We start from the raw sequence: 12,741 nt of genomic DNA, 5'->3' as shown, positions 1-12,741 counted from the left end.
GGTAGAACGTGTTCTAGTATAGGGACCGTTGAGTGCGCGAGCCAGGCCGATGAGAGGGGATCTCATGCAGGGCGCCATCGCCGTCGCACGCGGGGTTCAGGAGCTGGTGCCGGTCCTGCGCGACCGCGCCCAGGAGGCGGAGGACCGCCGGACGATCTCCACCGAGAGCATCAAGTCACTCGCCGCCACCGGCTTCTTCCGGCTGCTGCAGCCGGCCCGGTTCGGCGGCTATCAGGCCGATCCGGTGACGTTCTTCGGCTGCGTGCGCGACATCGCCGCCGCCTGCGGGTCCACCGGCTGGGTCGCCTCGGTGATCGGGGTGCACAACTGGCAGCTGGCACTCTTCCCCGACCAGGCCCAGCAGGACGTCTGGGGCGACGATCCGGGCACGCTGATGTCCTCGTCGTACGCGCCGACCGGCCGGATCACCGCGGTCGACGGGGGTTATCGGGTGAGTGGCCGCTGGAGCTTCTCCTCCGGCTGCGAGCACGCGAGCTGGGTGCTGCTCGGTGGCATCGTGCCCGGCGAGGGCGAGACGCCGGCCGACTTCCGCACGTTCCTGTTGCCGGCCGACGACTACACCGTCGAGGACGTCTGGCACACCGTCGGGCTGCGCGGCACCGGCAGCAACGACATCGTGGTGGCCGACGCGTTCGTCCCGGCGTACCGGTCGTTGAGCTTCGGTGACACCGCCCGCTGCGTCTGCCCCGGCCAGGAGCTGAACACCGCGCCGCTCTACCGGATCCCGTACGGGTCGATCTTCCCGTACACGATCACCACCCCGATCATCGGTATGGCCACCGGGGCGTATGACGCGCACGTCAGCTACATGCGCGAGCGGGTCCGCGCGGCGTATGCCGGGGTGCGCGCCGCCGAGGATCCGTATTCGCAGGTGCGGGTGGCCCGGGCGGCCGCCGACCTGGACGCCGCCTGGCTGGCCCTGACCGCCGACATGACCGAGCTGATGACGCTCGCCAGCGCGGGGGAGAAGCTGCCGGCCCGGCTGCGCCTGCGGGTGCGCCGCGACCAGGTGCGCGGCACCGAGCTGGCGATCCAGGCCGTCGACCGGCTGTTCGAGAATTCCGGCGGCCGGGCGATCTACTCCAGCCACCCGATGCAGCGGTATTGGCGCGACGCGCACGCCGGCCGGGTGCACGCGATCAACGATCCGGAGCGAGCCCTGTCCATGTTCGGCCGCGGCGAGTTCGGCCTCTCCGTCGCCGACGCGATGATGTGAGGCGGCCATGACTCTCGCGTTCCACCGAGCCGGGTCACCCGGCGCGCCCCCGCTGGTGCTGCTGCACGGCGGCGGGCCGGGCGCGTCGGCGATGAGCAATTTCGGGCGGTCGGTCCCGGTCTTCGCCAAACGCTTCGACACCCTCGCCGTCGACCAGCCTGGTTACGGCGGGTCCGAGCTCGGTGAGCTGACCGGGCACTACTTCACGCACGCCGCCGACGCGCTCGCGGAGCTGCTCGACGAGCTCGGGCTCGACCGGGTGGACCTGGTCGGCAACTCGCTCGGCGGGGGCACCGCGGTGCGGTTCGCGCTGCGGCACCCGGCCCGAGCCGGGAAGCTGCTGCTGATGGGGCCGGGCGGGCTCAGCCTCAACGTGTTCGCCGCCGACCCGACCGAGGGGGTCAAGCGACTGGGTGCGTTCGGGGCCGGGCCCAGCCGGGAACGGTTGGCGGCTTTCCTTCGTACCCTCGTGGTCGATCCTAAATTGATCACCGATGAGTTGATCGACGAGCGGTTCGCCGCCGCCTCCACCCCCGCGGCGCTGCAGGCCATGCGCGCGATGGGGGCCTCCTTCACCGACCGCGCGTCCTTCGAGGAGGGCCTGCTCTGGCGCGACGCGCACCGGCTGCGCAACGAGGTGCTGCTGGTGTGGGGCCGCGAGGACCGGGTCAACCCGCTCGACGGCGCGCTCGTCGCGCTCAAGCTGATCCGCCGCTGCCGGCTGCACGTCTTCGGCGGCTGCGGGCACTGGGCGCACCTGGAGAAGTTCGACGAGTTCCATCGCCTGGCGTTCGATTTCCTGTTCGATTCGCTGGAAGGGGACCGGTCATGAGTCTCATTCGATCGCTCGGCTACCTGCGGGTCGAGGCCACCGACGTGCCCGCGTGGCGGGAGTTCGGTGTCACGGTGCTCGGCATGGTCGAGGGCCGTGGCCCGGACGCGTCCGCGGTCTACCTGCGGATGGACGAGCTGCCCGCGCGGATCGTGGTGGTGCCCGGCGAGCGTGACCGGCTCGCCGCGAGTGGTTGGGAGCTGGCGTCACCATCTTCTTTTGCGCAGCTCGCCAGCGCCCTGGAAGCGGCCGGCGTCGGCTTCAAAGCGGCCGGCGACGACGAGCTCGCCGCCCGGCGGGTGGATCGCATGATCAGCGTGGACGATCCGGCCGGCAACCGGCTCGAGTTCTTCTGTGGCGCGGCCCTCGACACCCGGCCGGCACTGAGCCGCTACGGGACCAGCTTCGTGACCGGTGCGCAGGGGATGGGGCACGTGGTGCTGCCGTCCTTCGACGACGAGGCCGGGCTGCGGTTCTGGACCGAGGTGCTCGGCTTCCGCCTGCGCGACTCGATGCGGCTGATCCCGGAGACCATCGGGCTGCCGCCCAACGACAAACCGTTGTGGATGCGGTTCCTCGGCTGCGGGCCGCGGCACCACAGTGTCGCGCTCGCGCCGATCCCCGCGCCCAGCGGCCTCGTGCACCTGATGACCGAGACGGCGTCGATCGACGACGTGGGCCGGGCGATCGACCGCTGCGCGCGGCACAAGGCCCCGATGATTTCCACGCTCGGCCGGCACGCCAACGACAACATGATTTCTTTTTACGTACGCACACCGAGCGGCTTCGACATCGAATACGGCACGGCCGGGCTCACCGTCGACGACGACACGTGGGTGGCCCGGCAGACCACCGCGCACAGCGTGTGGGGCCATCGGTTCGCCGCGGGCGGCCACGGGTGACCGTCGCGGTGGAGGTGGACGCGCGCGAGTTCCGCCGGGTGTTCGGCCACTTCTGCACCGGCGTCACCATCGTCACAACGGCGTCATCCACCGACCCGGTGTCGTCTGGTGGCCCGGCGTCGTCTGGTGGTCTGGGGTCGGCTGGCGGCCCGGCGTCGTCGGGTGGTCGGGCGGCTGGCGGTGCGGCGGGTGGTCTGGGGTCGGCTGGCGGTGCGGCTTTGGCGGGTGGCCGGGCTTTTCCGGCTGGCTTTGCGTGTCAGGCTTTTGTGCCGCTGTCGTTGGATCCGCCGTTGGTGCTGTTCTGCCCGCAGGCCGGTTCGCAGACGTGGCAGCGGATCCAGGACACCGGGCTGTTCTGCGTCAACGTGCTCGGCGAGGACCACCACGAGTTGTCCCGCGCGTTCGGCACGAGCCGTCCGGACAAGTTCGACGGCGTCGCGTGGACCCCGTCACCGGGCGGCATGCCGATCCTGCGCGACGCGCTGACCTGGGCCGAGTGCCGGGTCGAGGCCGTGCACCCGGGTGGCGACCACGTGATCGTGGTAGGCCGGGTGCTCACCCTCGGCGAGTGCCGCGACGGCGGGCCGCTGCTGTTCTTCCAGGGCCGGTACCGGACCGCCGCGCCCCCACCGCCGTCGGCCACCACCGAGGTGGTCGACACCCTGCTGGCCTGGCCCCGCCACACCGACTGGATCTGAGCAGCGGCCCGCCACGCACCGAAAGTCCCCACGCAACGCCCGAAACAGCGGAGCGTGTGAAGTTGTGGTGCGGAGCGCGCCGAAAGTCCCCACGCAGCGCCTGAAACAGCGGAGCGTGTGAAGTTGTGGTGCGGAGCGTTGTGGTGCGGAGCGCGCCGAAAGTCCCCACGCAGCGCCTGAAACAGCGGAGCGTGTGAAGTTGTGGTGCGGAGCGCGCCGAAAGTCCCCACGCAGCGGTCGGCGCGGTTGAGCGGGGAGCTGGCTTCGCACGGTCGGGAGCCGCCGGGGGCGCGCTGACCGGATCTGATCAGCGCGGGCCGCTCACTTGCGCAGCGACTTGGTGAGGCCGCCGCCGGAACGATAGGCGAAGCAGACGATGTCGCGGTCGCGGCTCCAGGTCGACTCGGTGGGCACCGCGAAGATCGGCTCGACGTCGGCGGATTTGCCCGCGTAGGACTCCAGCTGCTTCGAGCACTCGGTCGTCGCGGTCTTGTCGACTGCGTCCTCGCCCGGCCAGTCACCCTTCGGCATGGTGTGGCGCGCGACGACCTCGGCGTTGTGCGTGCTCGTGCACGGTGTCACGTCGACGTTGCTGTCCTGGCGGATGAACGGGTTCAGCTTGGCGCAGTCGCCGACCCGGACATCGGCATAGGTGATCGACCGGTCCCCCCGCACGTTGCCGGCGTCGTCGCGATCGGGGTCGATGACGTGGGTGTAGAACACGCCACCCGCGAACGCCACGACGATACCGACCCCGATCAGCGTCTTGATCGTGCCCCAGACGGTGCGCGGGCTGCGCGGCGGCTTGCTGGGGGACCGTTCCGCCGAGTCAGGCCAGGGCTGTCCGAACTGCACACCCGGCTCGGGCACCGGTCCGACCTGCGGCGGCCCGGCCTGCGCCGGGTAAGGCTGCGCCGGGTAGGCCTGCGGCGTTCCGGGCTGCGCCGGACCCGGCTGGCCCGGGTAAGCCTGCGGCGCTACGGGCTGCGCCGCGTAGGGCTGTGCCGGGTAAGCCTGCTCCGGGTAGGGCTGCGGCTCGCTGCTCTGTGTGCCGTCGGACGCCTGCGGCACGAAACCCCCGTGTTGACCATTCACGGCGGTCAACTTAGTGGTCAGTGCCGCGTAGGACCAAACGGCTCTACTCGCCGTGCGTCGGGATGAGCATCGCGCCGACGACAGCGCCCAAGGTGATCAGGAAGTCGGCGGTCATCAGCTGCCGGGCGCGTTCCGCCTTTCCGCTGGAACCGGCCGCCAACGCCAGCACACCGCAGACCACACCCGCGCCCGCGACCAGCGCCGCGAGCAGCGCCAGGACCCGGCTGCCGACCTCGAAGGCGCTGACGACCAGAGCGAACAGGGCAACGCCACCGGCCGGCACCAGCAGCAGAGCGAAGGCGACACCCAGTCCGACCATGGACCGGGCCTTTGACGGCCGATCGGGCTCTTCCATCGAAGGATCGTATGCCCCGCGGGCGAGTCAGGTGGGCAGCAGCGTGCCGGACAGGCGGTCGAGGTGGACGGACGGCGCGCCGAAGAGCTGCGCGTCGGCGTAGGCGCGGCGCAGGTAGCGGTGCGCGTCGTGCTCCCAGGTGATCGCGATGCCACCGTGCATCTGGATCATCTCGGCGACGATCGCCTGCAGCGCCTCCGAGCAGTGCACCTTGGCCATCGCGGCCAGCGTCGGGGCCTCGGGAGAGCCGGTGGCCAGGGCTTCGGCGGCGGTCCAGGATGCGGTGGTCGCGGTTTCCAGCCTCAGGTACGCCTCGGCCAGGCGGTGCTGGATCACTTGGAAAGACCCGATGGTACGACCGAACTGCACCCGTTGGCGGACAAAGTCGTGGGTCAGCTCGAAAGCCCGGGCCGCGGCGCCGATCTGCTCGGCACTCAACGCCACGCAGCCCAGGTCGCGCAGCCAGGGCAGCAACCCGGCATCGCCACCCAGCCGCCGGGCGGGCGCGTCGTCCAAACGCACCACGGCGAGCGGCCGGGTGGGGTCGAGCAGATCGCAGTGCTGCACGGTGACGTCCGCGGCCGCCACCTCCCAGAGCGCGTCCCCGGTTGCTACCAGCAGGACGTCGGCCGTCTCGGCGTCGAGCACCTGGCGGGCCTCGCCGGTCAGCCGCCCCCCTCCGGAAACCGCGTGATCGCCGAGGAGCAGCAGTGCCGCCACCCGCTCACCGGCGCACAGCGACGGCAGCAGGTCGGTGGCACCGGCGCGCAGCAGCGCCTGGGTGGCCAGGACCGCGCTGCCGAGCATCGGCGACGGGGTGAGCTGCCGCCCCAACTCGGCCAGCACGACCTGGGACTCCAGCAGGGTGGCACCGGCGCCACCGTGCTGCTCGGGCACCGCCAGCCCGGCGACGCCGATCTCCTTGCAGAGTCGTGGCCACAGCGGATCGGGGCGCGCGGCGAGCAGTCCCCGCGCGGCGTCACGAAGCGCCCGATGTTCGTCACTCAGTTCCATCCGTCCTCCTTGGCCAGCTCGGCCAGCACACGCGCCCGGTGGTCGGCCGGGGTGCCCCAGGACAGGCTCAGCGCGCGCACCTTTGTCAGCCAGCGGCCGAGGCCGTGCTCCTGGGTGTAGCCGATCGCGCCGTGCACCTGCAGCGCCGCGCGGGCGGCCCGGTTCGCGGCGTCCGAGCAGGCCACCTTCGCGGCCGAGACGTCCCGGGGCGTGACGGTCACCGCAGCCGCGTAGAGGAGCGGCCGCGCGAACTCGAGCCCGACCGCAACGTCGGCCAGCCGATGCCGCACCGCCTGGAACCGTCCGATCGGCCCGCCGAACTGGGCCCGGCTGCGAGCGTGCGCCACCGCCACCTCGAGCAAGGCCCGCCCGGCGCCGAGCAGCTGTGCGGCACAGACCAGGGCGCCGAGGTCGAGGGCCCGGCCGACTGCGGGGCACGCTTCCAGCGGTCCGGCCGGAACCACCTCGAACAGCCGCCGCGTGCGGTCGAGCGAGGAGTGAGCCGCGCCGATCCCGCCCGCCCCGACCGCGCCCCGATCGGCGAAAAGCACCACGTCAGCAGCGTCCGCATCGACGGCATACGGCAGCCACGGCGGCGCGGCAAGCGTGCCCAAGACCTTCCCCTCGGCCAGCGCTCGCAGCCACCTGCCGGGCTTGCCGAGCCCGGCCAGCAGGGCGGGCACGGCGGCGAGAGTCTCGGCCACCGGCCCCGGCACCGCGTGGTGCCCCAGCTCTTCGGCGGCGATGACCAGGTCGGCCGGCCCGGCGTCGAGTCCACCCCACCGCTCCGGCACAGCGAGCCCGGTGACCCCCGCCCCGGCCAGCCGTTCCCACACCCGCCGGCCAGGCCCGTGATCCCCGTCGGCCCACCTGTCCGCGGCCGCCGGCACCTCGGCCCCGGACAACAGGTCATGCAGCGAGCCGGCAAACGCGGCCTGCTCCAGCGACGGAACCAGCCTCATCGCGGCCACCCCAGCGCCCGGCCAGCGACAACCGAAGATTGGCGGATCATCGCGGCAGGCCCAGCGCCCGGGTGGCGACGATGTCGCGCTGGATCTCGTTGGTCCCCGCATAGATCGGCCCGGCCAGCGCAAACAGATATCCGTCGGCCCACGCCCGGTCGATCTCGGCTCGCGGCCCGAGCACCTCCAGCGCGGTCTCGTGCAGCCCCACATCCAGCTCGGACCAGAACAGCTTGACCATGCTGGGCGACGCGGCGACCCCGGCGAACGCATGCATCCGATACGCCTGAGCCCCGATCCAGGCATCCGCTACCCGATCCCGCAGACCCGGATCCCCGCCCTCCTGCCACGCCGCCACCAGCCGCCGTGCCGCCGCGCTGAACCGTCCCGGGCTCCGCAATCCCGGCCCGCGTTCATGCCCGGCGGTGCTCATCGCCACCCGCCACCCGTCACCGGGCGCGCCGATCACGTCGGCATCCGGCACGAACACGTCGTCCAGGAAGATCTCCGCGAACCCGGCCTCCCCGCCGAGCTGCCGGATCGGCCGCACCGTGACCCCTGCCGCGCGCAGGTCGACCATCAGATAGGTCAGCCCCCGGTGCCGTTCCGCGCGTGGATCACTGCGGAACAGCCCGAACGCCCGATCGGCCACCACCGCCCGTGAACTCCACGTCTTCTGCCCGGTCAGCCGCCAGCCGCCCTCGACCCGTTCCGCGCGGGACCGGATCGCCGCGAGGTCACTGCCCGCCTCCGGCTCCGACCAGGCCTGCGCCCACACCTGATCACCGCGCGCCATCGGCGGCAGGATCCGCTCGCGTTGCTCCGCGGTACCGTCCGCGAACAGCGTCGGCGCCAACAAAAACAGCCCGTTCTGACCGATCCTGATCGGCGCCCCGGCGGCGTGGTACTCCTCCTCGAACAGCAGCGCGTGCAGCGCCGGCGCGTCCCGCCCGCCATACCGCGCGGGCCAGGACACCACCGCGAGGCCGGCGTCCGCGAGCCGCCGCTCCCAGGCCCGGTGCGCCGCGTCGCCGTCCGGCGTGTCCACGTGGGGCAGTGGCTCGGCGGGTACGTTCGCGGCGAGCCAGTCCCGGACCTCGTCACGGAACGTCAGGGCATCGGGTGGCAGGTCGAGGTTCACCGCTTCATGGCCTTCTGATCGAAACCGGCCAGGGGATCGCCGGTGACCTCGGCGTTGTGCGCGTGCGCGAGGTGGTGCAGGCCGAACACCGCGTCCATCCCGGCACGCATGCCCATCAGGTCCTCGCACTGGTTCAGGCCGCGTTTGGCCAGCGCGAGACCGAACGGCGGCATCGCCGCGATGCGCTCCGCGAGCGCGATCACCTCCGGCTCCAGGTCCGCGCGGGGCACGACCCGATTGACCATCCCTATGTCGTACGCACGGTGAGCCCCGAACCGGTCCCCGGTGAACAGCACCTCCCGGGCGAAGCGCGGCCCGAGCGCCCACGGATGCGCGAAATACTCCACGCCAGGGATGCCCATCCGCAGCACCGGATCGGCGAAGAACGCGTCCTCGGCGGCGACGATCAGGTCGCACACCCAGGCCAGCATCAGCCCGCCGGCGATGCACGCGCCCTGCACCATGGCGATCACCGGTTTCGGGATCTCCCGCCATCGCCGGCACATGCCCAGGTAGACCTCTGTCTCGCGGGCGAACCGCCGGTCGGCCCCGGCCCGGTCGGTGTGGTCCCACCACAGTGCCGCCCGGCGCGCGAACGGCGTGTCCGCGTCCCGTTCCGGTGTGCCGATGTCGTGCCCGGCCGAGAAGTGCTCACCCGCGCCGGCCAGCACGATCACCCGCACCTCGCCGTCGTCCACGGCCCGGCCGAACGCGGCGTCGAGCGCGTACGTCATCGCGGAGTTCTGCGCGTTGCGATAGCGCGGCCGGTTCATCGTCACCACCGCGAGCGGGCCCCGCCGCTCGTAGAGCACCTCGTCAGCCATCGGCCGCCTCTTCGCGCAGCAGGTATTTGAGGACCTTGCCCGAGGCGTTGTGCGCCAGCCCGCCCCGCAGCTCGACACTGCGCGGCACCTTGTAACCGGCCAGCCGCTCCCGGCAGAAACCGATCACCTCCGCCTCGGTGATCACCTGGCCCGGGCGGCACACCACGAACGCCTTGCCGACCTCGCCGAGCCGCTGGTCGGGCACCCCGATCACCGCGGACTCGGCGACCTGCGGCAGCCCGGCCAGCACGCGCTCCACCTCGGCCGGATAGACGTTGAAGCCACCGCAGATGTACATGTCCTTGAGCCGGTCGGTGATGGTCAGATAGCCGTGCTCGTCGAGCCGCCCGACGTCACCGGTGTGCAGCCAGCCCTCCGCGTCGATCGCCTCAGCGGTCGCGGCCGGGTCGTCGAGGTAACCGAGCATCGTGTTCGGCCCACGCAATAGGACTTCACCGGCGTACCGATGGATTTTGATCTCGAAGCCGGCGGCGGCGCGGCCGCAGGTCTCGGCCACGGTCCGGGCGTCGTCCCCGGCGCGGCACATGGTGGCCACGACCGCTTCGGTCAATCCGTACGCGGTGAGCACCTCGGCGCCCAGCTCCTTGCGCATCCGCTCGACCAGCGCGGGTGGCACGACGGCAGCCCCGGTGACCGCGAGGCGCAGGCTGGACAGGTCGTGCTCGCCGGCCCCGGGATGGTCCAGCAAGCTGGTGTAGAGGGTGGGCGGGCCGGGCAGCACGGTGATCCGCTCGCTGCCGATCAGCTCGCGCGTGCGCGCCACGTCGAACACCGCCTGCGGCACGATCGTCGCGCCGCTGACCAGGCAGGCCAGGATGCCGGCCTTGAGGCCGAAGCTGTTGAAGAACGGGTTGACCACCAGATAGCGGTCGTCGGTGCCGAGCCCGGCGATCCCGGCCCACGCCGCGGCGACGTCGAGTGACTGCCGGTGCGCGCTCATCACTCCCTTGCTGCGCCCGGTCGTGCCCGAGGTGAACAGGATGTCGGCGACGTCGTCGGGCGTGACCGCTTCTGCCCGCGCGTCGGCCTCGCTCGCCGGGACCGCGTCACCCCGAGCCAGGAAATCGGCCCACCCGTCGGGAATCGACACGACCAGCTCGGGGAGGGCACCGGCCTGTCGGGACTGGCCACGCTCGTCGGAGTCGGAGTCGGAGTCGGAGTCGGAGTCGGCGGCGGCGCGGAGCAGCGCCAGCCGGTCGGTACCGAGGAACGGGCCGACCACGACCAGACCCCGGGCCCGGCTGCGCCGGATCACCTCCAGGGCCTCGACCGCGGTGAACCGGGTGTTGACCGGCACCAGCGTGCCGCCCGCATAACTCACCCCGAGCGCGGTCAGCACCCACTCCGCCGAATTCGGGGCCCACAGCGCGAGCCGATCACCCGGCCGCAGCCCACCCGCGATCAGTGCCCGCGCCACCCGCCGGACCATGACGAGCAATTCTCGGTACGTCAGCGCGCCCACGGCCGGCGTCGAGCCGAAGTCGTGGGCGGCTCGGGCCACCGCCGCCGGGATCGTCGAGGCCATCGCACCCTCCGCTCGCTCGTGGCCGACCAAGCAAGTGCTTGGTAGGGTGAGCTTACGTGCGAAGCGGGAGGCGTCGCCAGTGGACGACAATCAGGATTTCCGGCGCGAGGTCCGGGCGTGGCTCGCCGCGACCGTGACCGACGACCTGCGCGGCGCCGGCGGGGCGGGCCGGGAGAACGAGGCGTTCGACAGGCGCCTGGCCTTCACCCGCCGGCTGGCCGCCGCCGGCTGGTCCACCCTGGCCTGGCCGGTCGAGCACGGCGGGCAGGGCGCGTCCCTGGAGCGTCAGGTCATCTTTCACGAGGAGTGCGCGAAGGCCGGCGCCCCCAGCCGGGTCGACCACATCGGCGTCACCATGGTCGGTCCCACCCTCATCCAGCTCGGCACCACCCGCCAGCGGGAGCGGTTCCTGCCCGGCATCGCCGCGGCCACGGAGTTGTGGTGCCAGGGCTATTCCGAGCCCGGCGCGGGTTCGGATCTCGCTGCCGTCGCCACCCGGGCCCGGCTCGACGGCGACCAGTGGGTGCTCACCGGTCAGAAGGTGTGGACGTCGCTGGCGCACGTGGCCGACTGGTGTTTCGTGCTGGCCCGCACCGCGCCGCCGCCCGAGGGCGCCTCCCGGCACGCCGGCCTGTCCTATCTGCTGGTGCCGATGCGCCAGCCCGGCGTCACGGTCCGCCCGATCCGCCAGCTCACCGGCGACAGCGAGTTCAACGAGGTCTTCTTCGACAGCGCCCGCACCGACCGCGACCTGGTCGTCGGCGAGCCCGGCCAGGGCTGGCGGGTGGCGATGGCCACGCTCGGCTTCGAACGCGGCGCGGCCACGGTCGGCCAGCAGGTCGGCTTCCAGCGCGACCTCGACGACCTGGTGGCGCTGGCCCGGCGCACCGGCGCGGCCGCTGATCCCGGCGTGCGCGAGCGGCTGACCCGATCCTGGATCGACCTGACCGTGCTGCGGGCGCACACCTTGCGGTCGCTGTCGGCGCCGCCGTCCGCCGGCACCGCCACGGTCATCAAGCTGCTCTGGTCCCGCTGGCGGCAGGGCCTCGGCGAGCTGGCCATGACGGTCCTCGGGCCGGCCGGGGTGGCCGCGGTTCCCGGTGACCCCGATGTCGACAGGTGGCGCAGACTGTTTCTGTTCAGCCGCGCCGACACCATCTACGGCGGGTCGAACGAGATCCAGCGCGGCATCCTGGCCGAGCGAGTCCTGGGATTGCCCCGCCAGGACCGCCGATGACGCCGGGCCAGCCGCCGAGCTCAGGTCCGTGGACGGGGCCGGGACCGCCGCGGGAGCCTTCTCCGGCCGGGCCGCCGGTGATCGGGCCGCCGGCGGGACGCGGGCTGCTGCAGGACAAGGTGGTCGTGGTGACTGCGGCAGCCGGGACCGGGATCGGTGCCGCGATCGCGGAGCGCTGCCTCGCCGAGGGGGCCTGCGTGGTGCTCAGCGACCGCCATGAGCGCCGGCTCGGGGCGGCGCGCGATCGGCTGCTCACGTCGTACCGAAAAAGGGTCTGGTCCTTGGTTTGTGATGTCACCGACGACCGTGAGGTGACCGCCCTGGTGAGTGGCGCGGCGGCGGAGTTCGGCCGGGTGGACGTCATGATCAACAACGCCGGGCTCGGCGGCGAACGGCCGGTCCACGAGATGACCGACAATGAATGGTCGAGGGTCCTCGATGTCACCCTGAGTGGCACGTTCCGGTGCACGCGGGCGGCGCTGCGGCAGATGATCGCGCAGGGCGGCGGGGGAGCGGTGGTCAACAACGCGTCGGTTCTGGGGTGGCGGGCGCAGGCCGGGCAGGCGCACTACGCGGCGGCGAAGGCGGGCGTCATGGCGTTCACCCGGTGCGCCGCGCTCGACGTGGCCGCGCACGGCATCCGGGTCAACGCGGTCGCGCCCAGCCTGGCCACCCACCCGTTCCTGAGCAAAGTGATCAGCGAACCGGAGCTGGCCGAGCTGGCCGGGCGCGAGGCGTTCGGCCGGGCCGCGCAGCCGTGGGAGGTCGCGACCGTGGTGGCGTTCCTGGCCAGCGACTACGCGTCCTATCTGACCGGCGAGGTGATCTCGGTGAGCAGCCAGCACCCATGAGGACGGAAACTGGCCGGAATGACGGCTAGTTTTTCCGGACGCATTCC

12 protein-coding genes and 2 pseudogenes are annotated in these 12,741 nt (G+C 72.1%); 7 read left to right on the top strand and 7 right to left on the bottom strand.

Going from position 1 to position 12,741, the window contains the following annotated elements; translation table 11 throughout:
• Positions 1 to 64 precede the first annotated feature (64 nt).
• The 5 genes and pseudogenes from hsaA to ADL15_RS04305 form a co-directional block, all read left to right on the top strand.
• Entirely contained in the window at positions 65 to 1,237 is a 1,173-nt protein-coding gene (hsaA, locus tag ADL15_RS04320; RefSeq protein WP_067685265.1) for a 3-hydroxy-9,10-secoandrosta-1,3,5(10)-triene-9,17-dione monooxygenase oxygenase subunit, read from the top strand.
• A 7-nt stretch (positions 1,238 to 1,244) separates the two neighbouring features.
• Complete coding sequence (gene hsaD / locus ADL15_RS04315) at positions 1,245 to 2,069, top strand: 4,5:9,10-diseco-3-hydroxy-5,9,17-trioxoandrosta-1(10),2-diene-4-oate hydrolase (protein WP_067685264.1); 825 nt, start codon at positions 1,245 to 1,247, stop codon at positions 2,067 to 2,069.
• Complete coding sequence (hsaC, locus tag ADL15_RS04310) at positions 2,066 to 2,971, top strand: iron-dependent extradiol dioxygenase HsaC (RefSeq protein ID WP_067685263.1); 906 nt, start codon at positions 2,066 to 2,068, stop codon at positions 2,969 to 2,971. The genes hsaD and hsaC overlap by 4 nt, the downstream gene beginning before the upstream one ends.
• A pseudogene (locus ADL15_RS57350) lies at positions 2,968 to 3,051 on the top strand (monooxygenase); the annotation flags it as partial. The gene hsaC and the pseudogene ADL15_RS57350, both read left to right, overlap by 4 nt.
• A 159-nt stretch (positions 3,052 to 3,210) precedes the next feature.
• A pseudogene (locus ADL15_RS04305) lies at positions 3,211 to 3,669 on the top strand (flavin reductase family protein); the annotation flags it as partial.
• Between the two features lie 321 nt (positions 3,670 to 3,990).
• On the opposite strand, the gene ADL15_RS04300 reads toward ADL15_RS04305, so the two are convergent.
• From ADL15_RS04300 to ADL15_RS04270, 7 genes are read right to left on the bottom strand one after another with little or no spacing between them, the layout of a single operon-like run.
• Positions 3,991 to 4,764 carry a septum formation family protein gene (locus tag ADL15_RS04300; RefSeq protein WP_157441157.1) on the bottom strand — a complete coding sequence of 258 codons (774 nt, stop codon included), beginning with the start codon at positions 4,762 to 4,764 and terminating at the stop codon, positions 3,991 to 3,993.
• Between the two features lie 43 nt (positions 4,765 to 4,807).
• Positions 4,808 to 5,119 (bottom strand): hypothetical protein, encoded by a 312-nt coding sequence (locus ADL15_RS04295; protein WP_157441156.1) that lies wholly within the window; start codon positions 5,117 to 5,119, stop codon positions 4,808 to 4,810.
• A 27-nt stretch (positions 5,120 to 5,146) separates the two neighbouring features.
• Complete coding sequence (locus ADL15_RS04290) at positions 5,147 to 6,127, bottom strand: acyl-CoA dehydrogenase family protein (RefSeq protein ID WP_083970915.1); 981 nt, start codon at positions 6,125 to 6,127, stop codon at positions 5,147 to 5,149.
• Positions 6,124 to 7,095, bottom strand: coding sequence for an acyl-CoA dehydrogenase family protein (locus ADL15_RS04285; protein WP_067685390.1), 972 nt, complete (start codon positions 7,093 to 7,095; stop codon positions 6,124 to 6,126). Before ADL15_RS04285 ends, ADL15_RS04290 begins: the two co-directional genes overlap by 4 nt.
• Before the next feature lie 46 nt (positions 7,096 to 7,141).
• Positions 7,142 to 8,236, bottom strand: coding sequence for an acyl-CoA dehydrogenase family protein (locus ADL15_RS04280; protein WP_067685259.1), 1,095 nt, complete (start codon positions 8,234 to 8,236; stop codon positions 7,142 to 7,144).
• Positions 8,233 to 9,060: an enoyl-CoA hydratase gene (locus tag ADL15_RS04275; RefSeq protein ID WP_067685258.1), complete on the bottom strand. Its 828-nt coding sequence runs from the start codon at positions 9,058 to 9,060 to the stop codon at positions 8,233 to 8,235. The genes ADL15_RS04280 and ADL15_RS04275 overlap by 4 nt, the downstream gene beginning before the upstream one ends.
• Positions 9,053 to 10,606 carry a FadD3 family acyl-CoA ligase gene (locus ADL15_RS04270; protein ID WP_067685257.1) on the bottom strand — a complete coding sequence of 518 codons (1,554 nt, stop codon included), beginning with the start codon at positions 10,604 to 10,606 and terminating at the stop codon, positions 9,053 to 9,055. Before ADL15_RS04270 ends, ADL15_RS04275 begins: the two co-directional genes overlap by 8 nt.
• 79 nt (positions 10,607 to 10,685) lie before the next feature.
• On the opposite strand from ADL15_RS04270, the gene ADL15_RS04265 reads away from it, so the two are divergent.
• Both ADL15_RS04265 and ADL15_RS04260 read left to right on the top strand, forming a co-directional pair.
• The gene (locus tag ADL15_RS04265; protein WP_394326909.1) at positions 10,686 to 11,843 is read left to right on the top strand and encodes an acyl-CoA dehydrogenase family protein; all 1,158 of its coding nucleotides are present in this window, start codon (positions 10,686 to 10,688) and stop codon (positions 11,841 to 11,843) included.
• The gene (locus ADL15_RS04260) at positions 11,840 to 12,694 is read left to right on the top strand and encodes an SDR family oxidoreductase (protein WP_083970888.1); all 855 of its coding nucleotides are present in this window, start codon (positions 11,840 to 11,842) and stop codon (positions 12,692 to 12,694) included. The genes ADL15_RS04265 and ADL15_RS04260 overlap by 4 nt, the downstream gene beginning before the upstream one ends.
• Positions 12,695 to 12,741 lie beyond the last annotated feature (47 nt).

Source organism: Actinoplanes awajinensis subsp. mycoplanecinus (assembly GCF_001509495.1).
Classification (GTDB): domain Bacteria; phylum Actinomycetota; class Actinomycetes; order Mycobacteriales; family Micromonosporaceae; genus Actinoplanes; species Actinoplanes palleronii.
This window is presented reverse-complemented; position numbering and strand designations above follow the sequence as displayed.